The sequence below is a fragment of the Limosilactobacillus antri DSM 16041 genome, assembly GCF_000160835.1.
Taxonomy (GTDB): Bacteria; Bacillota; Bacilli; order Lactobacillales; family Lactobacillaceae; genus Limosilactobacillus; species Limosilactobacillus antri.
Genome location: NZ_GG700732.1, coordinates 158,442 through 179,938 on the forward strand (window position 1 = coordinate 158,442; position 21,497 = coordinate 179,938).

A 21,497-nucleotide genomic window follows, 5' to 3' on the forward strand; every position below is an offset into this window, starting at 1 on the left:
AAGCTAAGAGGGCTTATGTCATAGTCCCCTTTTCATATCGTCAAAAAGTATGTGCCGTTATAAAGTGATAATTATTTTACCCGAAAATGACTGGCTGACTTTTTAACGAGTGCTGATAATGATGCTTGTATAAGAATAAATGGTGGGATTGGCCCGGCCGAGCAGGGGCTTCTAAGCCATATTAATTATAACTGCAATTATTGTTTCCCCTTATCACTTGAAATATAAAATCAAGGTGATATTGTTTAAATGTGAAAAAGCGATGAGGGGAGCAATGAAAATGCTATCACGTGATAATCAAAGAGAGATGGTCAAAAAACATACTAACCACCGTCAACATTATGCGCTTAAAAAGTTAACGGTGGGGGTTTCTTCGGTTCTGGTTGGACTATCCTTTCTAGGGGTTCAGGCCCAGAGTGTTTCCGCTGATGACGCAGCAACACCGGCGCTTGCAACAACACAGGTCAAGCCAGTCAGCAATGGTAGCCAAAGCACCGCTAAGCAGGCGACTGCACCGGCGGGTGCTCAAGACGCGCTGGTAGCTGTTTCTAACTCCGCAGCTGAACGGGAGGCCCTCAACCATAACCTTCCCGCAATCTCTACGGACAATCCTGGCAATGGTTCCGCGATTAAGCAAGCGGGGAACCACGCGATTGCCGGTTTACCTAATGAAGCCCAGTATAACCTTTCGGTAACTGCCCAAAACGGCAGTACAAGTGGCAGTCAAGCCGGCCGGACGTCAGGAATTTACCTTCCCGATAGTGAAAGCACCAACCACGCCTTGATTAGCTACCGGACTGCGCAAAATTTACAGCTTAATTTTGAACTGAGCAACCCCACGGGTCAGCAGATGCAAGTTTCCCCGGTTGTTTATCTAAACCCATACGGGCCTTACCACAATGTCGTTAACCCGTCATTGCTCCGTTTCGGCGGCCGGGGTGAGATTGTTGATCAGAATGGCCAGCCAATTGATGGCTTGCAAATCGTTTTTGCCATTAATGGTGATCAAACAGAATATACTTATGATGAGTTGCTGGCGCACGGACTGTCTGTTGGCCAGGCTGATACATTCAAGGTGGTCGGCAATTTGGCTGGGCATATAACGGTCCACGTAGTTCTGCCGCTGACTTTTGATGCTGCTAAGCTTGGCGCCTACTTGGTTGCCAACCAGCCCGTTGCTAATGAGATTTGGCTGGCGGGCGGTAAAAATGCCGGAACAATTAGTGTGAAGCTCTCAACGCCGCTTTGGCAGCAGGCAGACGTTGCCAATGATGACATTGTGCCGATGCTGAAGACGGGTGAGTCGCTTTACCAGGTACTTCCCGCCCGTGCCGCGGCCCAGTTGCGGGCGGCAATGCCCAAGGCCGGAGCGGTTTTGGAAGGGATTGTAAATGCTGATGGCAAGGCCAACGGTAATAACCCCGTATTCTGGATGAACGGGACGTACCAGCTTAAGCTTAGCCAGCTTCAGGCGGTTTTGCGTCAATTTGGCTATACCGTTAACTTGACGCCTGATGGTCAGCACTTTATGGACTACTACTCGTACAGTACAAAGCCATTGCAGGGAGTTGAAAACGCTAGTGGCGGTTTGGACACGAATACGCACTATGGTTTCTTTATTGAGGTCCACCCAATTTTAATGACCAAGGATACGGAAACACAGGTGGGTTCTGAACAGCTGGATGGCTGGCAGCCGACTGATAATATCGCAGCGGTCAATAACCTTGAATATCAAGGGAGTGACAGCACCGGGGCTAATTTCAAACAGGTAGCCGCAGACCCGAACCAGGTGCAGGTGGTCAGCATCAAAAACCAGGCTGGGCAGACCGTTTCAACGATTGACCCAGACGTTCCGGGGACCTATGTGGTCACTTACGAGTACTACTTGAATGGTAAGCAGAGCACGGAGTTCCGCTTTACCAACACGGCACAAATTAAGGTTGTCCAGGGGACGACGCCGGTGGAGCCAGTTAATCCGGAGATTATTGATCCAAATAAGGTTCAGCCTAACAATGATCAGGCTCGGGATCAGGACGATAACGACCAGCCGGTCAAAAATGAAAATGGCCACGGCTGGACAACTGCTGGCTGTGGTCAGGTGAACGTGCAGGGACAGCTGACCGGGCAGAAATTTAACGCTGCTGGGACCGTAACACCAACGGCCAAGGGCCAGCAACAACTTCCGCAAACCGGCAACCACAATTCCCTAGCCGCTGCCGGTCTTGGCATGGTCAGCCTGCTGGCGATGTTTGGCCTGGCTGGTGTCAAGAAGCATTAGCAGCTAAGCGATGGTGAATGTGCGGGGCAGTAATAGAAACCCGCTAAGCTAAAAAGAATAGCACAAAATTAGGCTCTAGGGCTCGGCAAAACCGAACTCTGGAGCCTATTTACGCGCTCTAAGCCGTTACTTATAGGTTTTCATCGGTGGTAAAGTTCAACGGGGAGTAATCGGTCATCTTGGTGATCAGCTCCAGCGTGAGCTTCTTATAGGCGTTCATCGTGTCCGTAGCGAAGTTTTCGCTCTGCTGGGTTAAGAAGCTTGCCCGGGCGCTTCCGTGGTAATTAGCCAGTGCCTGGTCAGTTTCCTTAATAAATTTGATTGCTGCGGCGTTACGCTCCTTCTGGACGTCTTCTAACAGGGGCAGGAAGTCATGCGGGTGGCTGTCAACGAGGACGCTCGCGTGCTTGAAGATCCAGTAGGCCGAATTAAGCTGGGCTGGCAACTTCCCCCGCTTGTAAGGGGCCGGGACGTCCGTAATCCCGTTGAAGAAGGGAACGTAGGTGCTTTCCGCGGTGACCCTCATTGCCAGCCAGTGAATGTTTGCGCCCGTTTGCCGGCCCGTTTGCAAAATATGTGATTCCTGGGTTTTGGCGAGGCTGATTGGCCGGAAGCGGTGACTAAGGGGGCCGCTCCCTAAGGGGTCGTAAGGGGTGCCGGAAAAGTGGTTGCTAAGGTAACGCTGGGCGTCAAAAATTGAGAGCCGGCGGTCCGGCTTCACAATGAAGGGCAGGTCCGCACTCTCGGGCTGCTCAGCTTGTGAACTGCGGGGGCTGAACAGCTGGTGACCGATCCAGACCCGGGGTTCACTGTAAACGGCGTCGGCACGGTCAGCGGTGCCAAAAATCTGCCGAAAGTTGAAGCCAGCAGGGTTGGGGTTCAGGTGGTTTTCTTCAACGAACTCGCGAATTGTCGGATGAAACATGAAGTTTTCGGGGTCGTTGAAGTCGACCTCTTGGATCGCCAGCTGGTTAGCTACCACTGCGTAGGAATCATCGGGAATCCGCTGCGCGACCCAGTAGTGGCCACTGCCGTTTTCAAAGTACCAGGCTTCGTCATTATCCGCAAAGAGGACCCCGTTGGTTTCCCCGCTGCCATATTTTGCAATTAAGTCGCCCAGGCGTTGAACGCCTTCCCGCGCGGTTTTGACAAAGGGGAGGACGACGGTAATCATGGCTTCTTCGTTTAAACCGTGCTCCACGTGCGGGTCATAACCCAAAACCAGCTGGTTTGAGTAGGCGCTCTCGGTTGCGCTCATCGCCACGTCATATTCGTTAATCCCGTCCTCTTCAAAGAGGCCATCCCGGTCGGTCCACTCGGGTGTCGCGGTGTAGCGGGCACTTTCACCGGGCAGCACTAATTCTAGCTTCGTTTCTTTGGAAATAAAACGTTTGCCGAGTTCGCCCCGTTGGTGGACGACCATGTGCTTGGGCCAAGCGGCCTTGGCATCTTCGTTTCGGCCAATCATAATTGAGCCATCAATGCTGGCCTGCTTCCCAATTAAAATACTTGTACAAGCTGATAGCGTGTTTGTCATTTGGCTTTTCCTCGATTTCAGTAGTTGATAACGTTTAGCAATTGTAACGCGAATTACCGCGCAAGTCGAATAATATCTTTTTTGAAAGAAGGAGTTCCCATGTGAATTATGAACGATTATAATGGGTAGGATGATTTTAAATTTTGAGAGAGGAGTGAAGATGATGGAGCAGGGTTCAGTGCTGATTGTAATGGTCGCAGCCTTGGTAATCCCCATCGCGATGGCCCGGATGAAGGTTTCCAGTATTCCCACGGCGGTCGCTGAAATTATTACCGGAATTATTCTCGGTAAGAGTGTATTTAACATTGTGCATACTAACGGGATGCTGACGCTAATGTCAACGCTTGGTGTGATCATGCTGATGTTTTTGTCGGGGATGGAAATTGACTTTGACTTGTTCAAAAGGGGGCCGGAAAAAAAGCAGGATGGCCCCAACCCCGTTCAGCTTGCGGGGCAGGCGTTCGGACTGGTTATTATTACCGCTGCGGTGCTCGGACTGGTCTTACGCAGTTTGGGACTGTTCTCAGATTTCTTCCTAGCGACGATTCTGTTTTCCACCGTTGCACTGGGGGTAGTGATCGCTACGCTCAAGGAAAAGGAAATCTTGGGACGGCCAGCGGGACAGACTATTTTGCTAACCGCGGTGCTCGGCGAAGTCGTGCCGATGCTTTCGTTAACGTTTTACGCATCGCTGAATGGTGGGGATGCCAAACGTTTGTGGCTGATTATTCTCTTATTCTTAGCGGCCATTATCCTCTTGCGGCGGTTTAAGCAGCCCTACATCTGGTTTAGCCGGATTTCTAAAGCAACCACGCAACTGGATATCCGGTTGGCCTTTTGTCTGATTTTTGTCCTGGTGACGATTGCCGAAACGGTCGGGGCGGAAAACATCCTGGGAGCCTTTTTGGCGGGAATGGTAATGAAGCTTTTGGAACCGACTGAGGCGACCAAGGACAAACTAACGTCGATCGGTTACGGCTTCCTCATTCCGTTTTTCTTTATTATGACGGGGGTTAAGCTGAACCTGCGGGCCTTGCTAGTCCACCCGCAAGCGCTAGCGCTTATTCCGATCCTGGTTGCCTGCTTTATTCTCGCGAAGCTGCCGGCAATGTTAGTTTATCGCCGCCGGTTTTCTAACCGGAATTCGTTTGCCGGGAGTTTTCTAGTTGTAACCACGATTACGCTGGTGTTGCCATCCCTGACGGTGGCCCGCAACCTGCATGCGATTACGGCCAACCAGTCGGATGCCTTTATTCTCGCGGCCGTGATTGTCTGCCTCATCGCGCCAATGGTTTTTAATTCGGTCTACAAGCTAGAAAAGGCGGACTTGATTAAGCAGCGGGTGGTGTTTGTGGGCACGAATACCTTCACGGTGCCGGTAGCCCAGCAGCTGTCGAAGAACTGGTATAGTGTCCGGATGCTGACTGATAACCAGGACAATTATAAGACTTTTAACAGTGAAGTAGCTGAACTCGCCTACCTGCCGACGATTGATGAGGAGAGCCTGCAGGCAGGCAACTACTTTGATACCGATATTATGGTGATCTGCTTCCCGACGGATAGTAAAAATGCCCGGCTGGCGAAGATCGCTAAAAGAGCGGGCGTGGGACGGGTCATTGCTGGGCAGAATGATCCCGGCCGTGGCGAATCCCGGGTAAGGGGTCTTAAAGAATTGGGAATTGAAATTTATAACCGCTTTAACGTTCATATTAGTGTGCTGCGCTCACTGATTGAAACACCGTCAATCTTAGAAATGCTAAGAGATACCGAGGCGGGGCTGTTTGAAGCGGTTGTTCGGAACCCGAATATTATTGGTCAGGAGTTGCACACCCTATCGTTTATCGACCAGATTACGGTCAGCCGGATTTACCGCAACCACCGGCCGATTTCTCCTCACGGCGATACAGTTTTGGAAGCTGGGGACCACCTTATCTTTACCGGTGAACGCTCAGCGGCAGAGGAAGCGCGGCGGCAGTTACGGCGCCGGGGCTAATTTCGCGGTGGGGATTTCGTTAGCGCTTTATTTATGTTAAGATAAGGAAAGATTAATTGGAGGAGGATTAACAAATGCCATTAGTTCATATTGACCTGATCGCGGGCCGGAGCGAGGAACAACTCAAGGGCCTGGTTAAGGATGTTACTGCTGCTATTTCAAAGAATGCCAATGTTCCAGCGGACCGGGTACACATTGTCTTGAATGAAATGCAAAAAGATCGTTATAGTGTCGGCGGTACGATGGTTAGCGATAAGTAAATAAAAGCCACCCGGGACAAGTTCTCAGGTGGCTTTTTTGAAAGGATGAAGTGGATTTGAACGAGCAACAATACATTATGGCAATTGATGAGGGAACGACCAGTGCCCGCGCGATTATCTTCGACCACGCCGGGAATAAGGTTGGGATGAGTCAGAAGGAATTCCCCCAGTATTTTCCTCAGCCGGGTTGGGTCGAGCATGACGCAATGGAAATCTGGGACAGTGTTCAAGCAGTGATCTCGGACGTGATGATTAAGACCCAGATCAAGCCGTATAAAATTGCCGCAATCGGAATCACTAACCAGCGGGAAACAACGGTTATCTGGGACAAAAATACGGGGAAGCCGATCTACCATGCGGTTGTCTGGCAGTCGAAGCAGACGAGTGGCCTCGCAGAGCAGCTAATTAAGGACGGTCACAAAGAGATGATTCATGCCAAGACCGGTTTGGTAATTGATTCCTACTTTGCGGCGACGAAGATTAAGTGGATTTTGGACCGGGTGCCCGGTGCCCGTGAAAAAGCGGCCAATGGCGAGCTCCTCTTTGGAACGATTGATACCTGGTTGTTGTGGAACCTGAGCGGTCGTCGGGTTCACGCGACTGATGTTTCCAATGCCAGTCGGACGATGCTGTTCAATATTCATGATTTGGAATGGGATCAGGATATTTTAGAACTACTTGATATTCCGCGGGCGATGCTGCCGGAGGTCAAGCCGAGTTCGGCAATTTTTGGCTATACCGGCGATTATCACTTTTACGGCGTCCAAATTCCGATCGCGGGGATTGCTGGCGACCAGCAGGCGGCCCTATTTGGGCAGGCAGCATACGAGAAGGGCTCGGTTAAGAACACCTATGGGACGGGGGCCTTTATCGTGATGAATACGGGCTTAAAGCCAACCCTCTCTGATAACGGGCTTTTAACTACTATCGCGTATGGTTTGGATGGAAAAACGTATTATGCTTTGGAGGGAAGTATATTTGTCGCTGGTTCGGCGGTGCAATGGCTACGTGATGGACTACGGCTATTTGACCGCGCGAGTGAATCTGAACGGATGGCGGTGGAGGCTGAATCAACCGGTGGGGTGTACGTGGTTCCTTCCTTTACCGGTCTGGGGGCTCCGTATTGGGATCAAGAAGTGCGGGGCGCGATTTTCGGCCTCACTCGGGGGACCAACCGCCAGCACCTGGTCCGGGCGACTTTAGAATCAATTGCTTTGCAGACCCGTGACGTGGTGGATACGATGGTTCAGGATACCGGGCTGCCATTAACGGCGTTGACTGTTAATGGCGGAGCGTCACGGAATGACTTTTTGATGCAATTCCAGGCAGACATTTTACAAACACCAATTAAGCGGGCGGCAATGGAAGAAACAACGGCGCTGGGGGCGGCGTTTCTGGCCGGTTTGGCGGTTGACTTTTGGAATGACCAAAATGAGCTGCGCCGCCTTTCGAAGATTGGTGACCAGTTCCAACCGGCAATGACCGCCGAGCGGGCGGACCAAATTTACGCTGGCTGGCAGCAAGCCATTAAAGCAACCCAGTTCTTTAGTCATGGGGAATAGGGATGGTTTTCGGTTCCCACTTCAGTATAAATTAAGAGTATGCTAGTATAGTTATAGGTTATTTGTGGTTGTTAGAAATATGACCACAAGTAACCTTTATATTTTGAATTTGAGTTTAATAATTTAAAAGTAAACGGTAACTAATTTTAGGAGGTTATCATCATGCAAAACAAAGATGCTTGTACTTCAATTATGGTTGGTAAAAACGCTTCTTTAGATGGTGCTACTTACATTGCACGGAATGAAGACCGTGTCAAGGCAATCGAGCCGAAACGCTTTTTGGTGAAACCAGCCGTAGAGGGACGCCATGAAACTTATGTTTCACCTTATAACAAGGTGACGGTCCCAATGCCGGAAAAGGGGATGCGCTATACCTCTACACCAAGTTTAAACCAGAAGACCGGTCCTAACGAAGAGGATGGAATCAACGAAGCCAATGTTGCTGCTTCCTTTACCGAAAGTGTTTATGCTAATGACCGGGTTTTGGCGTACGATCCTTTCATCAAGAATGGTTTAGCGGAAGACTCACTTTGCACATTAATCCTGCCGTTTATCCACTCCGCTCGTGAAGGGGTCGAGTATACTGGAAAGTTAATTGCCAAGTATGGTTCTGCCGAAGGGAATGGGATGCAGTTTGCCGATGAAGACAGTGTCTGGTACATGGAAGTAGTTACCGGCCACCAGTGGGTTGCCGTCCGGATTCCGGATGATTGTTATGCCGTTACGCCAAACCAGGTAGCTATCGAGGATATTGACTTTAATGATCCAGAAAACTATATGTGGGCTGATGGAATTCAAGAATTCGTCGAGGAGCACCGATTAAACCCAGACACTGACCGCTGGGACTTCCGGCACATTTTTGGAACCAGTACGCAAAAGGACCGTCATTATAACACACCACGGACTTGGTTTGCACAACGCTACTTAAGCCCCAAGGCATCGCAAGGCCAAATGCCTGAAGACTCCGAAATGCCATTTATCCGCAAGGCTGAATTTAAGATTTCTAACGAGGATATCCAATATGTATTGAAGTCCCACTTTAATGAAACACCGTATGATCCAATGGGTGACTCACCCGAAAATAAGACTTACCGGGCAATCTCACTGTCCCGGACGGCCCAATCGCACATCCTGCAAGTTCGCAACGATCAGAAATACAAGACCAGCATCCACTGGATTGAATTAGGCGTTCCAGCCTTCAACCCATACGTACCATTCTTCGCTAATGCGGATGATACAGATGAGTCATACCGGAATGTACCCGCAAAGATGGATCTCAAATGCGCCTTCTGGTTAAACGAAGCCTTGGCAGAAGTTGTTGAAAGTCATTATAATGACTTTATCGAAAAGAACGAGGACTACCAAAAGGAACTTAACGAATGGGCCCGGCGGAAAATCGCTGAAGTTGACCAGGCAGCGGCTAAACTGGATGGTCAAGCGTTGACTGACTACCTGACCAAGCAAAACCATGAAGTTGCGGCTCATTATAATGAGCGGACGAAGGAACTCTTCTTTGAACTATTAACTGAGGGGTGTGAGCTTTCGAAGATGTCATTCAAGATGGATCCAAACCTGTAATAAAACTTGATGATAAATAAACAGCTCAGGAACTGGAAATGTCAGCTCCTGAGCTGTTGTTATTTTAAAGGTTAAATGTCTTTAATTCTTTGCTGGTATGGGTAAATGGTTCGCACCCGTGCTCAGTAATGTGGACACAGTCCTCAATGCGAACGCCAGCTACACCCGGAATATAAATCCCGGGTTCAATTGAGAAGCACATCCCAGGTTGGAGAACCAGCAGGTTGCCTTCCATAATGGACGGGAATTCGTGGTCGCTCATCCCGAGCCCGTGGCCCAAACGGTGGATAAAGTATTCACCGTAGCCGGCCTTAGTGATAACTTTCCGGGCGATGGCGTCCAGTTCTTCCGCAGTTACTCCAGGCTTGGCAACTTCTTGGGCAGTCAGTTGGGCTTCCAGACAAACCTGATAAATATCCCTTTGTTTGGCATTAAGCTCTCCAACCGCAACCGTCCGCGAAACGTCACTGCAATAGCCATCTACGACACAGCCAAGATCGAAGAGAACTAGTTCGTTGTTTTCAATTGGATTCTGCGAAGTGGCCCCGTGCGGTTCTGCCGCGTGGGCACCGGCTTGAACGAGGGTGTCGAAGCTGGTGTGCATAATTCCGTGCTGTTTCAGTGCGTATTCGAGGTTGGCGGCGACTTCCTGTTCGCTACGGCCCAGCTGCAGGTTATTGAAGCCTTCTTCCAGCATGAAGTCAGCCCATTTGCCGGCTTCATTGAGTTTGGCGATTTCGTCAGCCGACTTGATCAGCCGCATCTGCTCAATGGTCGGGGTTAAGTTCGAAGAGAACTTTGCGTTCGGCAGAACCCGCTTTAGGCCAAGCAGCCGTTCAACAGTCAGGTGGCTTTCTTCAATTCCCCAGTTGATTGGGGCCCCGGCGTGTTCATTAACGTGCTTTGCGATTAATTCGTAGGGGTTTTCGTGGTCAAGGTAACCATAAACCGGCTGGTCCCAACCGGTGCCCTTGGCAGCCTCAACCTCAAGGGCTGGGGTAAAGAGGAACGGCTCCGCATCGGCAAAGACAAGCAGGGCCATCACCCGCTCAATCGGATCCTCATAAAAACCTGTGAGGTAACCGATAGTCATCGGGTCGCTGATGTATGCAGCATCCAGCCCTTGCTTGATCAGACTTGTTTGTAATTGTTCAATTTTTGACATTTGACAGCCTCCTTAAAAATATTGCGGTGTCCTAAAACCATCTTAGCTTACTGGGAAGGGAGAAACAATAAGAAAAGAAGCTGAGAATTAACTCAGCCCCTAGCTAGCTTATAGATAATGATGCCTCAGTGCAGTAGCTAGCTGGCAGATCAAACGCTGATAAACCAGCGTTTGACCAACCCCGAATAGGCTTGCTGCACGGCGTAGCCATCCTTCCTACAGGCTAGAATTGCGTCGAAAGACAAACACCGAAAATCAGCCTTGCCAGCCGATTTTCGGTGCTTTTCTCACTCTCTTTTGACAGTTTACCTGGAAGAAATTAGTTGTTGCCTTCCAGCTTAGCTAAACCGTTCTTAGCAACCTTGGCCAATTCAGCAGCGGAAGCAGCCATGGCCTTCTTTTCACGGTCGTTCAATGGAACTTCAACGACCCGGGAAATACCAGAAGCGTTAACAACGGCAGGAGTACCGATGTAAATGTCCTTCAAACCATATTCACCATTCAGTGGTGCCCCAACTGGCAGAACGGAGTTTTCATCCCGCAAGATTGCCCGTGAAATCCGCATCAGGGCAGTGGCAACACCGTAGAAGGTTGCCCCTTTCCGGTTGATGATTTCGTAAGCCTTGTTCCGAACGGCGTCTTCAATCTTAAGCAGTTCGTCTTCGGAAACACCTTGTTCCTTAGCCATGTCCAGCAATGGCTTGCCACCAATTGTAGCGCTGGAGTAAGCAGCGAATTCGGAGTCACCGTGTTCTGCCATGATGTTAGCTGAAACGTCACGTGGGTCAACGTGGAACTTCTTGGCGAGGGCCACCCGCAACCGGGCAGAGTCCAGAGAAGTACCGGAGCCCACCACCTTGTTCTTCGGGAAGCCGGAGAACTTTTGAACGGCATAGGTTAAGATATCAACCGGGTTAGCAGCAACCAGGAAGATCCCATCAAAGCCGGACTTAACGATTGGCTCAACAACGGACTTGATAATCTTCAAGTTCTTGTCAACTAATTGCAGGCGGGTTTCGCCAGGCTTTTGTGGAGCCCCAGCAGTGATAACCACCAGGTCGGCGTCCTTGCAAGTGTCGTAGTCGGCGGAGTAAATACTCTTTGGAGCAGTAAAGGCAGTGGCATCTTCCAAGTCCAAAGCGTCACCCTCGGTCCGCTTCTTGATAATGTCCACAATTGCGAATTCTTCCGCAATCCCTTGCTGTGCCATTGCAAAGGCGTAACTTGAACCGACAGCCCCGTCCCCAACGAGGACAACTTTTTGATGATTCTTTGACATAAATATACAGTCTCCCTTTCATCTTGTCTCTAGTGAAATTTCGAGATTAGATCTCGTAAATATTATAGCATTCCTGGGTGTAAAATCTATAAATCGGCCAAAAATTCATGGCTGCTAATAATCTGCAGAGATTTAACTATGGAAGAGCTGCAACATGTGCTAAAATAGTAATATCTATTATGCTAGCGCTGATTGAGCGCCTAGCGAATTCTTTTAGGAGGAGGTGATTACCATTTTAAATCGAACGAAGCAGTTTATGCGTGATAATGACCTAATGTATAAACGTGAATATATTCGACCAATGATGACTCCCCAGCACGTCTATGTGTTCCGCTTTGGGAAGCATCGGTTGAACAACCGGGTAATCATTCGTTACTCCCATACCTGGACCGGCCGGTTAAAAATCAACGAAATTGATGTGCGTCTTCACCACCAGCACCACCCGCGAATCTTCTTAACGGAGTCGGACCTGATCGACTACTTGAAACGTCACATGGAAAAGGAAAAAAAGAAGCGGGCAAGTGGTGATGACGAATAGGATCGTAGGAAATCGTGACCAGTGGGGTTAGTGGTCACGATTTTTGTTAATTATAAGGAGGAAAGAAGCATGGATTGGACAGCGGTAACGGTGATTACCTCGAGCGAGGCCGTCGAAGCGGTCAGCTATCTCTTAACGGATGAAGGGGCTCAGGGAATTCAAATTGATGATGCCGCCGACTTTGCCCACCTCCAATCAGGGAAGTATGGCCGGTATGGTGAAATTATCGATCCTGAAGAGATTCCCCACCGAAAGCAAGGTGCGGCGGTAACGGGGTACTTTCCGAAAAAGACCTTTGTCCCAGAAATCGTGCCGACCATTACAACCAAAGTTGCCAAGCTCAAAGATTATGGCTTGAATCCGGGGGAAAATAAGGTTAGCGCAGCACTGGTCAATAACGAAGAATGGGCGACGGTGTGGCAAAAGTATTACCACCCCCTCAGAGTGACGAATGAATTGACCATTGTTCCCCAGTGGGAGGACTACACGCCTGAGCAGGACAGTGAAAAACTCCTCTACCTTGATCCGGGAATGGCGTTTGGAACGGGGACCCACCCGACAACGCGGCTGATGCTCCAGGCCTTGGAACAAGTTATTCGGGGTGGGGAATCCCTGATTGATGTCGGTACCGGTTCCGGAGTGTTAAGTATTGCCGCTAAGCAGCTCGGCGCTGGCCAGGTTGCTGCCTATGATGTCGACGACGTAGCCGTACAATCGGCGAAGAAAAATCTTGCCTTAAACCCGGTTGCTAGCGATGTTCGGCTGGGGGTTAATAGTCTTCTTGATGGAATCCATACCCAAGTGGACGTGATTGTGGCCAATATTTTGGCCGAAATTATCGTTCCGTTGATTCCGCAAGCCTACGACAACCTTAAGCCGGGTGGCCGTTTCCTGATTTCAGGCATTATTGACGATAAGGCGTCACTGATTCGGCAAGAGCTGGCCGAACAGGACTTTATTATCGACAGTGAAACCAAAATGAAGGACTGGCACGGTATTATCGCCCACAAGCCAGCGGAGGAGGAAGCATAATGCAACGCTATTTCGTGGCTGCTAAGCCGGGCACCGCACCAATAACCCTCCCGCCAGAAATTGCCCATCATTTAACGACGGTTCTGCGTGCCCAGCGCGGGACACAGGTGGAGCTGGTCCTAGCTGACCACCAGGCCTACCTGGCAGAGGTGGTCGCCACCCAGCCGGTGACTACGGTCAAACTACTTCAAAAGCTGGCTGGCAATAGTGAGCTGCCGGTTCAAGTGACCCTGCTCTGCGGACTTCCGAAGACCAAGGAAAAGCCGGAATGGATTGTTCAAAAGGCAACGGAACTGGGTGCCACCACGATTGCCTTTTTTGAAGCCGAACGGTCGGTCAGTCACTGGGCGGCGAATAAACGGGAACGTAAACTAGCACGGCTGCAAAAGATTGCCGATGGGGCAGCTGAGCAGTCCCACCGCAACTACCAGCCGCAGGTAACTTATTATCCGGGCCTGCATCAGGCGCTCGTAGCAAATCCCGCGCCAGTACGCTTGGTAGCGTGGGAAGAGTCCGCTAAGCAGGGCGAAACCAGCGCCCTGGCACAACAACTGGCCAAGCTGACTGCCGGTGGCCGCCTCGTTGCCATTTTTGGGCCCGAGGGTGGCCTGACGACGGGGGAAGTAGAACAGATGCAGGCCGCCGGGGTAACTGCGGTCGGACTAGGACCCCGGATTTTACGGACGGAAACGGCCCCGTTATATTTCCTGGCTGCGGTGTCCTATGCCTGTGAGCTAACCGTTGCAAAGTAATGAAAGAATTAAAAAATAATCTGGGGGTGGAGTATCCCAGATTGCAAGGTGTTGAGAAAATGAATTTGACGAAGAAGTTTAATCTTTACCTGTGGGGGACGGCCATTGTGTTTGGGGCCTTACTGCCGCTAATTACCGCTAAACTGCCACTGACTAGGGCGATGTGGGTCGGCCTGGTCCTAATGGTTATTAATTGTTGTTATAGTGTTTGGTTGGGGCGCTACCTGTACCGGCAAGCGGGCCGCTGGTGGACCTTGTTAGTCTTTCCTGGAGTGTTTTTAATTGCGGCATTTTTGTTTTTGCCGCGCTATACCATCTACTTTGCGGCTGCTTATCTAGCAATCGTGTACCTCTCCTGTTCGCTTCGTAAACAGGATTAGTTGGAAGGGGGCTGTTTGATGTCAGAGATAAGAGAATTAACCCATGAAGATGTCCAAAAGATGGTGTCTTCGTACATGAATGCTGAACACGTCGCCCTGGTGGAACGGGCTTACCGCTTTGCCGAGGTTTGTCACCATGACCAGCGGCGGAAGTCCGGCGAGCCGTATATTATTCACCCCATCCAGGTCGCGGGGATTTTAGCCAACCTGCAGATGGATCCAGAGACCGTGGCGGCTGGCTATCTCCATGATATTGTTGAGGACACGGGGGCCACCCTCGACGATATTAAGGAGTTGTTTGGTCCCACCATTGCCATGATTGTCGATGGCGATACTAAGCTGGGCAAGATCCAGTATAAGTCGAATAAAGAACAAATGGCAGCCACCCACCGGAAACTCCTGCTGGCAATGTCCAAGGACATCCGGGTGATGATCGTGAAGTTAGCCGACCGTTTACATAACATGCGGACGCTAAAGCACCTGCGTCCCGACAAGCAGCGCCGGATTTCCAATGAAACGCTGGAAATTTACGCGCCGATTGCTGACCGGTTAGGGATTAGCACGATTAAGTGGGAATTAGAGGACCTTTCCTTGCGCTACCTGAACCCGCAACAATACTACCGGATTGTTCACCTGATGAATTCCCGGCGTGACCAGCGGGTTGACTCCATCAACCGGTCGATTAAGCTCATCAAAAAAGCAATCAGCGACCTGGACCTGGGCCCGAACGTTGAAATTTATGGCCGGCCGAAGCACATTTATTCGATTTACCGGAAGATGGTAACCCAACACAAGCAGTTCAGCCAGATCTATGACTTATTGGCAATCCGCATTGTGGTTGATACGATTAAGGACTGTTACGCGGCGCTGGGGGCAATTCATACTAACTGGAAGCCAATGCCGGGACGGTTTAAGGACTACATTGCGATGCCGAAGGCCAACGGCTACCAGTCCCTGCACACCACGATTATTGGTCCCGAGGGCCGGCCGTTAGAAGTTCAAATTCGGACCCACCATATGCACCAGGTAGCCGAATTTGGGGTCGCGGCCCACTGGGCATATAAAGAAGGTAAGACCGATGGCGTCCAACAGACTAGGGATAGCCAGAAGCTGAATATTGTCAAGGAAATTTTGGAAATGCGCAGTGAAAGCCAGGGAACCGACGAATTTATGCAGGGGATCCAGAGCGATATTTTCACTGACAAGGTTTACGCCTTTACCCCCAAGGGGGACGTGATTGAGATGCCCAAGGGGGCGGGCCCACTGGACATGGCTTACCAAATTCACACCGAGGTTGGCAACCACACGACCGGGGCGAAGGTTAACGGCCGGATTGTTCCCCTTGACTACGAAATCAAGAACGGGGACATTGTCGATATCTTGACCTCTTCTTCCTCGGCTGGGCCAAGCCGGGACTGGCTGGAGCTGGTTTCAACGCGGCGGGCCCGCAACAAGATTCGGTCCTTCTTCCGTGCCCATGACCGGGAGGAAAATATCGAACAGGGCCGTCATCTGATTGAAACTGAACTTCGGGAAGCCGGCTATTCTGCGGCGGACCTAATGACGGACGAAAAGTGCGCAGAAGTGGCGAGCCAGCTGCATTACCAGACCGCGGATGATATGTTTGCGGCCCTTGGTTTTGGCGACCTGGCCCCGGTTGGCGTCCGGAACCGCTTTACTGCCGACATCCGGGCCAAAGCGGAGAGTGATCGTCAGGAGGCTGCGGAAAAGGCCTTGCTGGAAGACCACCAGACCCTGCAAAAGCCGGACGAGCGGCAAAAGCAGAAGCAGGCGAAGGCCTCCAGCGAGGGCGTTGTGGTTGAGGGCGTCGATAACCTCCTGGTTCGGCTCAGTCATTGCTGCAACCCGGTTCCTGGTGACGCCATTACGGGCTACATCACCAAGGGCCGTGGGGTGTCCGTTCACCGGGCCGACTGTCCGAACATTCGGGCAGCCCAGAAGAGTGGACAGCGAATTGTCAGTGTCTACTGGGCCAACCCGGATGGCGATAAGACCAACTATAACGCGGATATTGAGGTCCAGGGCTACAACCGGAATGGGATGTTAAACGATGTCTTACGGTCGATTAACAACAGCACCAAGTACCTGAACTCGGTTAACGGGAAGGTTGACCACAACAAGATGGTTACTATCAGTCTGACGATTGGGGTCCGCAACCTGCAACAACTGCAATTAATCATGGATGCCCTGAAAAATATCCGGGACGTCTACGTGGTCAAGCGGGTTATTCAGTAGGAGGACAGAGTAGTGAAGAAGGATGCAGCTAAAAAGGTTATTGCTGCCCTCGACATCTTGGTTGATGTTGTTGCAAGTTGGTTCGTTTAAGTAGTCAAGGAGGTATCCTGATGCGGGTAGTATTACAGAAAGTCAGTCATGCCCAGGTTTCGATTGCCGGCGAGGTCGTCGGCAGGATTGGTAAGGGCTATATGCTATTGGTTGGTTTTGCGCCGAATGATGGGGACGCGGAGCTCGATTACCTGGTTCACAAAATCGTTAACCTGCGGGTCTTTGAGGACGAAAACGGCAAGATGAACCGGGGCCTCAAGGATGTCGACGGGGAAATCCTCTCCGTTTCACAGTTTACCCTCTACGCGGATACCCGGCACGGCAACCGGCCAGGTTTTTCTGACGCGGCCAAGCCGGAGATCGCGGAACCACTATACGACCGTTTCAATGCTAAATTGGCGGCAACCGGCATTCACGTGGAAACGGGCCGCTTCGGTGCCGATATGCAGGTCGAACTGGAAAACGATGGCCCGGTTACCATCATCTATGAGAAATAAAGCTGAAGAAGCAAAATGAGCCCCAGTTGACTAAACTTGGCCAGGAATCGGCGCTGCAAGCGTCAGTTTTCGGCCACACTTAGACACTAGGGGCTCATTTTTCTAGCACGTGATTACACAAGCGACTGGTGAGAAATATAAAATTTCCCGCCGGTCGCTTGTTTAACATTATTTCAGTATTGGCTCAAGATCCGGTCGACCGCTGGTCCGTAGCTTTCTCCGAAGAGAACCAGGTGCATACACAGGTAGTAGAAACGATACCAGGGCAGGCGGTCATTGATTCCCGGGGTAAACGGGTAGGCGGCGTTGTAAGCATGGTAAAAGTCCTCGTCAAAGCCGCCAAAGACGGTGGTCATTGCCAGGTCGAATTCCCGGTCACCATAAACTGCGTCCGGGTCGATCAGGTAGGGTTCGTGGTCGCCAGCGAACATGAAGTTGCCGGCCCAGAGGTCCCCGTGGAGAAGGCTGGCCTTTACGTCACGGCCCCGGTAATATTGTTGGAACTGCTTGACCATCTGTTGAAAATGTTCTTCCCGCCAGCGGTTCCAGCGGCCCCGGTCCGCGGCCACCTTAACCTCTGGCAGAAGCCGCTGGTTGACGTAGAAATCGGCCCAAGAATCATTCCAGGAGTTATCCTTCACCAGGGCCTTGGTCTGGTGGTTATCAACAAAACCAAACTGGTCGTTGGTTTGCTGGTGCAAACGGGCCACTGCCCGGCCCAGGTCGGTCTGGCTGCCGGTGCTTTCGTCCAACCAGTTTAAGACCAGGTAGGCATCCCCGTTGATGACCCCGTTGTGGAGTGGGGTTGGGGTGTTAACGGCCTGGCTCAGTGCCTTGAGCCCGTTGATTTCGTGGCGGAAATAGTCGGCCGGGTGGTGCGGCTGGACCTTGATGAAATACCGTTTTCCGTCGACCGTAATCTGGTAGGCCTCGTTGATGTCGCCGCCGCTGACCGGCCGCCAGCTTTCGATATTTTTGATGGGCAACTGGCTAAACCACTGGTGATTTCTACTCATTAAGTACCGCTCCCTTGCGTAAAGTTTACCTTAATTCTAGGATAGTCGGCGGAAAATGCAAGGCAGTAATCAAGTATTGACTTTCCGGCGGCTGGCGAGTACAGTTAGGACTGTAATTAAATATTCGTAGCCGGAAATAAAAGAATGCTCGGAACCGCTAGGAGGTCAGCGAGCGGGGATAGTGGGAGCCCGCCAGTCGAAGGTCCGATTGACCCTTTTAGGCTGGACAGTTGTCCCGTCAGGAAACTGATGTTATCGTTGAGTTTGATACCAAGGTGGTACCGTGCATGAGCACCCTTGTTTTATTCATGGGTGCTTTTTTTATTTGGTTATGAGCAGAAGGAGAAGTGGGAACATGAAGCGGACAAATTACGCTGGAAATACTAATGAACAGCAAGTCGGCCAAGAAGTCGTCTTGAAGGGCTGGGTAGCGAAGCGCCGGAACCTCGGGGGCTTGATTTTTATCGACCTCTGGGACCGGGAAGGCATCGTTCAGCTGGTCTTTAATGAAAAGGAAAACCCGGAAGTATTTAAGGTTGCTAATGCCGTGCGGAACCAGTACGTGCTGGAAGTACATGGGAAGGTTCAATTACGGGCTGAAAAGGAAATCAACCCGGACATGAAGACCGGGAAGGTGGAAGTCGCGGTTGACGACATCAAGGTGCTGGCCAAGTCAGAAACGACGCCGTTTGACATCGCTGACAACGTCGACGCCAGTGAAGACCTGCGGATGAAATACCGTTACCTGGACCTGCGGCGGCCAGAAATGATGAAGAACCTCAAGCTGCGGAGTAAGGTGGCTTCAATCGTCCACAACTACTACGATGGTGAAGGCTTCCTGGACGTGGAAACGCCAGACCTGACCAGGTCGACGCCGGAAGGGGCGCGGGACTACATCGTACCTTCCCGGGTATACCCAGGCCACTTTTACGCCCTGCCACAGTCGCCACAACTGTTTAAGCAGCTACTGATGGCGGCCGGGGTGGACAAGTACTATCAACTGGCCCGCTGTTTCCGGGACGAGGACCTGCGTGGGGACCGGCAACCAGAATTTACCCAGATTGATACCGAAATGAGCTTTGCGACGCCAGAAGACATTCAGACGGTGACCGAGGGCCTGATCAAGCGGGTCATGAAAGAAGTCAAGGGAATCGACGTCAAGACGCCGTTCCCACGGATGGAATGGCAGGAAGCCATGGATAAGTACGGTTCCGACAAGCCAGACACCCGTTTTGGCATGCTGATCCATGACCTGTCCGACATCGTCAAGGACAGTGACTTTAAGGTCTTCTCCGGGACGGTGGCCAACGGCGGCTTCGTGCGGGCCATCTGTGTACCGGGTGGGGCCGACAAATACTCCCGGAAGGACATTTCCAAGAAGGAAGACTACATCAAGCGCTACGGTGCCAAGGGCTTGGCCTGGGTCAAGGTTACCGCGGACGGCTACAACGGTCCGGTTGCCAAGTTCCTGAACGACAAGGCTGACCAGATCAATGCCGAAATGGGCGCTAAGGACGGCGACCTGATTCTCTTCGTTGCCGCTAGCTTCCACGTGGTTGCTGATTCACTGGGTTACCTGCGGCGGGCAATTGCTGAGGAACTCGACATGATTAAGCCAGACCAATGGAACTACCTCTGGGTTGTCAACTGGCCGATGTTTGAATACGACGAAGGCTTTGGCAAGTGGATTGCGGCCCACCACCCATTCACGATGCTGAACGAAGAGGACCTGCACTACCTGGAAGACGGGGAAGACCCACACAAGGCCCACGCCCAGAGTTATGACATCATCCTAAATGGTCAGGAAATCGGTGGGGGCTCCATCCGTATCCATGATCCAAAGGTCCAGGAAAAGGTCCTGAAGGCATTGGGCTACACCAAGGAACGAGCCGAGGCCCGCTTTGGCTTCCTGCTGAAGGCGCTGACGATGGGAATGCCGCCTGAGGGTGGCCTGGCCTTTGGGCTGGACCGCTGGGTAATGCTGCTGGCGGAAGCCGACAACATCCGGGACGTCATCCCATTCCCGAAGAACTCGAAGGCCGTCGAACCACTGACCGCCGCTCCCGGCAAGGTCAGCCAGCAACAGCTTGACGATTTGAAGACTGAATTCGGTAAGGACGTTGATTATAAGCTGGATGATTAAACAAGATTGATAGATGAGCTAAGGTCGCTACCTTTTCGTGGGGTAGCGGCCTTTTTGTATGGACTGATTGGGATTTTCGTTGCGCCCACTTTATTTTCATTCATTAGTTATAACAATGCTGTAGCTGCTTCTGAAAGCGCTGTTATGATATTATATAATATATAAGTTTATTAGCGTTTGTATATAAAGAAAGGACAGCGATTACACATGGGTAAAAAGATTATTCTGGATTGTGACCCCGGGCATGATGATGCCTTGGCACTAACGATGGCGGTCGCATCCCCGAAGATTGACTTACTGGCGGTGACGACCTCGGCGGGGAACCAGACGCCAGATAAGACACTCAATAATGCTATGCGGATGCTGACGTTGCTGCATCGGGAGGATATTCCCGTTGCACAGGGGAACCAAACGCCACTGGTAAAGCCGTTGGAAACTGCTCCGGAAGTTCACGGGAAGACCGGCCTAGATGGTGCCGACCTGCCTGACCCGGACTTTCAGGTTCAGAAGATGACCGCAATTGAATTGATTGCAAAAACTCTTCGGGAAAGTGATGCCAAGGTAACCCTAGTCGTGACTGGTCCAATGACGAACGCCGCTTTATTCCTCCGGGTTTACCCGGACCTCGCCAGGGAAAAGGTTGACCAAATCGTCTTCATGGGTGGTGCCATGGGTCTCGGCAACTGGCGGCCATCGGTGGAATTCAACATCTTTGTTGACCCCGAGGCCGCCAAGATTGTGATGAACTTTGGCATCCCACTGGTGATGGCGCCATTAAACGTAACCCACCAAGCACAGATTATGAAAGAAGAGATTGAGCAGATTGGTGAAATTGACAACCCGGTCGGGAAAGCCTTTTATGGCTTGCTCAACTTCTTTGAACAGTACCATGAAAACCCAAAGTGGGGTTTCAAGGGTGCACCATTGCATGATCCATGTACGATTGCCTGGCTGATCGACCCAACCATGTTTAAGTCCGATAAGATGAACGTCGATGTTGAAACACAAGGCGAGCTGACCCGGGGTGAAACGGTTTGCGATTACTACACGCTGACCGATAAGCCGAAGAATACGGAAGTCCTTCTTGGCGTTGACCGGGAGAAGTTCATTGACCTAGTTATGACCTCGATTAAAAGTTTTTCTAAATAAATAGGCGACCCCCATAACCGGATGAAATATC

Annotated in this window: 17 protein-coding genes; 13 read left to right on the forward strand and 4 right to left on the reverse strand. The window is 51.1% G+C overall.

What is annotated here, in order from left to right:
• Nucleotides 1-274: 274 nt before the first annotated feature.
• Entirely contained in the window at nt 275-2,278 is a 2,004-nt protein-coding gene (locus HMPREF0494_RS00810; protein ID WP_050759629.1) for a YSIRK-type signal peptide-containing protein, read from the forward strand.
• Between the two features lie 130 nt (nt 2,279-2,408).
• Here the strand turns inward: HMPREF0494_RS00810 and HMPREF0494_RS00815 are convergent, their stop codons facing one another.
• The gene (locus tag HMPREF0494_RS00815) at nt 2,409-3,815 is read right to left on the reverse strand and encodes a C69 family dipeptidase (protein ID WP_007122997.1); all 1,407 of its coding nucleotides are present in this window, start codon (nt 3,813-3,815) and stop codon (nt 2,409-2,411) included.
• A gap of 163 nt (nt 3,816-3,978) precedes the next feature.
• On the opposite strand from HMPREF0494_RS00815, the gene HMPREF0494_RS00820 reads away from it, so the two are divergent.
• The 4 genes from HMPREF0494_RS00820 to HMPREF0494_RS00835 all read left to right on the forward strand — a co-directional run bounded on the left by HMPREF0494_RS00820 (nt 3,979) and on the right by HMPREF0494_RS00835 (nt 9,208).
• Complete coding sequence (locus tag HMPREF0494_RS00820; protein ID WP_040458621.1) at nt 3,979-5,808, forward strand: cation:proton antiporter family protein; 1,830 nt, start codon at nt 3,979-3,981, stop codon at nt 5,806-5,808.
• 74 nt (nt 5,809-5,882) lie between these two features.
• Entirely contained in the window at nt 5,883-6,068 is a 186-nt protein-coding gene (locus HMPREF0494_RS00825; protein WP_007122999.1) for a 2-hydroxymuconate tautomerase, read from the forward strand.
• A gap of 56 nt (nt 6,069-6,124) precedes the next feature.
• On the forward strand, nt 6,125-7,630 hold the full coding sequence (gene glpK / locus HMPREF0494_RS00830) for a glycerol kinase GlpK (RefSeq protein WP_040458622.1): 1,506 nt from the start codon (nt 6,125-6,127) through the stop codon (nt 7,628-7,630).
• A gap of 162 nt (nt 7,631-7,792) precedes the next feature.
• Complete coding sequence (locus tag HMPREF0494_RS00835) at nt 7,793-9,208, forward strand: C69 family dipeptidase (RefSeq protein ID WP_007123001.1); 1,416 nt, start codon at nt 7,793-7,795, stop codon at nt 9,206-9,208.
• A gap of 64 nt (nt 9,209-9,272) precedes the next feature.
• On the opposite strand, the gene HMPREF0494_RS00840 is transcribed toward HMPREF0494_RS00835, so the two are convergent.
• Both HMPREF0494_RS00840 and HMPREF0494_RS00845 read right to left on the reverse strand, forming a co-directional pair.
• Complete coding sequence (locus HMPREF0494_RS00840; protein ID WP_007123002.1) at nt 9,273-10,373, reverse strand: M24 family metallopeptidase; 1,101 nt, start codon at nt 10,371-10,373, stop codon at nt 9,273-9,275.
• Nucleotides 10,374-10,692: 319 nt separating this feature from the next.
• Nucleotides 10,693-11,652, reverse strand: coding sequence for an L-lactate dehydrogenase (locus tag HMPREF0494_RS00845; protein WP_007123003.1), 960 nt, complete (start codon nt 11,650-11,652; stop codon nt 10,693-10,695).
• A gap of 256 nt (nt 11,653-11,908) precedes the next feature.
• Here HMPREF0494_RS00845 and HMPREF0494_RS00850 point away from each other — a divergent pair, with 256 nt between their 5' ends.
• The 6 genes from HMPREF0494_RS00850 (at nt 11,909) to dtd (ending at nt 17,158) form a co-directional block, all read left to right on the forward strand.
• On the forward strand, nt 11,909-12,190 hold the full coding sequence (locus HMPREF0494_RS00850) for a hypothetical protein (protein ID WP_007123004.1): 282 nt from the start codon (nt 11,909-11,911) through the stop codon (nt 12,188-12,190).
• A gap of 69 nt (nt 12,191-12,259) precedes the next feature.
• A complete protein-coding gene (gene prmA, locus HMPREF0494_RS00855) occupies nt 12,260-13,222 on the forward strand; it encodes a 50S ribosomal protein L11 methyltransferase (protein WP_040458623.1) in 963 nt (320 codons plus the stop codon).
• Nucleotides 13,222-13,974 (forward strand): RsmE family RNA methyltransferase, encoded by a 753-nt coding sequence (locus HMPREF0494_RS00860; RefSeq protein WP_007123006.1) that lies wholly within the window; start codon nt 13,222-13,224, stop codon nt 13,972-13,974. The genes prmA and HMPREF0494_RS00860 overlap by 1 nt, the downstream gene beginning before the upstream one ends.
• Nucleotides 13,975-14,033: 59 nt before the next feature.
• On the forward strand, nt 14,034-14,354 hold the full coding sequence (locus HMPREF0494_RS00865; RefSeq protein WP_040458737.1) for a hypothetical protein: 321 nt from the start codon (nt 14,034-14,036) through the stop codon (nt 14,352-14,354).
• Nucleotides 14,355-14,372: 18 nt separating this feature from the next.
• Nucleotides 14,373-16,610, forward strand: a complete 2,238-nt coding sequence (locus HMPREF0494_RS00870; RefSeq protein WP_007123008.1) for a RelA/SpoT family protein — start codon at nt 14,373-14,375, stop codon at nt 16,608-16,610.
• A 110-nt stretch (nt 16,611-16,720) separates the two neighbouring features.
• Nucleotides 16,721-17,158 (forward strand): D-aminoacyl-tRNA deacylase, encoded by a 438-nt coding sequence (dtd, locus tag HMPREF0494_RS00875; protein ID WP_007123009.1) that lies wholly within the window; start codon nt 16,721-16,723, stop codon nt 17,156-17,158.
• 173 nt (nt 17,159-17,331) lie between these two features.
• On the opposite strand, the gene HMPREF0494_RS00880 is transcribed toward dtd, so the two are convergent.
• The gene (locus HMPREF0494_RS00880; RefSeq protein ID WP_007123010.1) at nt 17,332-18,174 is read right to left on the reverse strand and encodes a fructosamine kinase family protein; all 843 of its coding nucleotides are present in this window, start codon (nt 18,172-18,174) and stop codon (nt 17,332-17,334) included.
• 355 nt (nt 18,175-18,529) lie between these two features.
• Between HMPREF0494_RS00880 and aspS the strand changes: the two genes are divergently transcribed.
• Together aspS and rihA are read left to right on the forward strand one after the other, a co-directional pair.
• On the forward strand, nt 18,530-20,317 hold the full coding sequence (gene aspS / locus HMPREF0494_RS00885; RefSeq protein ID WP_007123011.1) for an aspartate--tRNA ligase: 1,788 nt from the start codon (nt 18,530-18,532) through the stop codon (nt 20,315-20,317).
• Between the two features lie 207 nt (nt 20,318-20,524).
• Nucleotides 20,525-21,466 (forward strand): pyrimidine-specific ribonucleoside hydrolase RihA, encoded by a 942-nt coding sequence (rihA, locus tag HMPREF0494_RS00890; RefSeq protein ID WP_007123012.1) that lies wholly within the window; start codon nt 20,525-20,527, stop codon nt 21,464-21,466.
• Nucleotides 21,467-21,497 lie beyond the last annotated feature (31 nt).

Excerpts from the sequence above, each read along its gene's own strand:
- HMPREF0494_RS00810 (WP_050759629.1), top strand. The coding sequence starts at position 275 with ATGAAAATGCTATCACGTGATAATCAAAGAGAGATGGTCAAAAAACAT.
- HMPREF0494_RS00815 (WP_007122997.1), bottom strand. The coding sequence starts at position 3,815 with ATGACAAACACGCTATCAGCTTGTACAAGTATTTTAATTGGGAAGCAG.
- HMPREF0494_RS00820 (WP_040458621.1), top strand. The coding sequence starts at position 3,979 with ATGGAGCAGGGTTCAGTGCTGATTGTAATGGTCGCAGCCTTGGTAATC.
- HMPREF0494_RS00825 (WP_007122999.1), top strand. The coding sequence starts at position 5,883 with ATGCCATTAGTTCATATTGACCTGATCGCGGGCCGGAGCGAGGAACAA.
- HMPREF0494_RS00835 (WP_007123001.1), top strand. The coding sequence starts at position 7,793 with ATGCAAAACAAAGATGCTTGTACTTCAATTATGGTTGGTAAAAACGCT.
- HMPREF0494_RS00840 (WP_007123002.1), bottom strand. The coding sequence starts at position 10,373 with ATGTCAAAAATTGAACAATTACAAACAAGTCTGATCAAGCAAGGGCTG.
- HMPREF0494_RS00845 (WP_007123003.1), bottom strand. The coding sequence starts at position 11,652 with ATGTCAAAGAATCATCAAAAAGTTGTCCTCGTTGGGGACGGGGCTGTC.
- HMPREF0494_RS00850 (WP_007123004.1), top strand. The coding sequence starts at position 11,909 with ATGCGTGATAATGACCTAATGTATAAACGTGAATATATTCGACCAATG.
- prmA (WP_040458623.1), top strand. The coding sequence starts at position 12,260 with ATGGATTGGACAGCGGTAACGGTGATTACCTCGAGCGAGGCCGTCGAA.
- HMPREF0494_RS00860 (WP_007123006.1), top strand. The coding sequence starts at position 13,222 with ATGCAACGCTATTTCGTGGCTGCTAAGCCGGGCACCGCACCAATAACC.
- HMPREF0494_RS00865 (WP_040458737.1), top strand. The coding sequence starts at position 14,034 with ATGAATTTGACGAAGAAGTTTAATCTTTACCTGTGGGGGACGGCCATT.
- HMPREF0494_RS00870 (WP_007123008.1), top strand. The coding sequence starts at position 14,373 with ATGTCAGAGATAAGAGAATTAACCCATGAAGATGTCCAAAAGATGGTG.
- dtd (WP_007123009.1), top strand. The coding sequence starts at position 16,721 with ATGCGGGTAGTATTACAGAAAGTCAGTCATGCCCAGGTTTCGATTGCC.
- HMPREF0494_RS00880 (WP_007123010.1), bottom strand. The coding sequence starts at position 18,174 with ATGAGTAGAAATCACCAGTGGTTTAGCCAGTTGCCCATCAAAAATATC.
- aspS (WP_007123011.1), top strand. The coding sequence starts at position 18,530 with ATGAAGCGGACAAATTACGCTGGAAATACTAATGAACAGCAAGTCGGC.
- rihA (WP_007123012.1), top strand. The coding sequence starts at position 20,525 with ATGGGTAAAAAGATTATTCTGGATTGTGACCCCGGGCATGATGATGCC.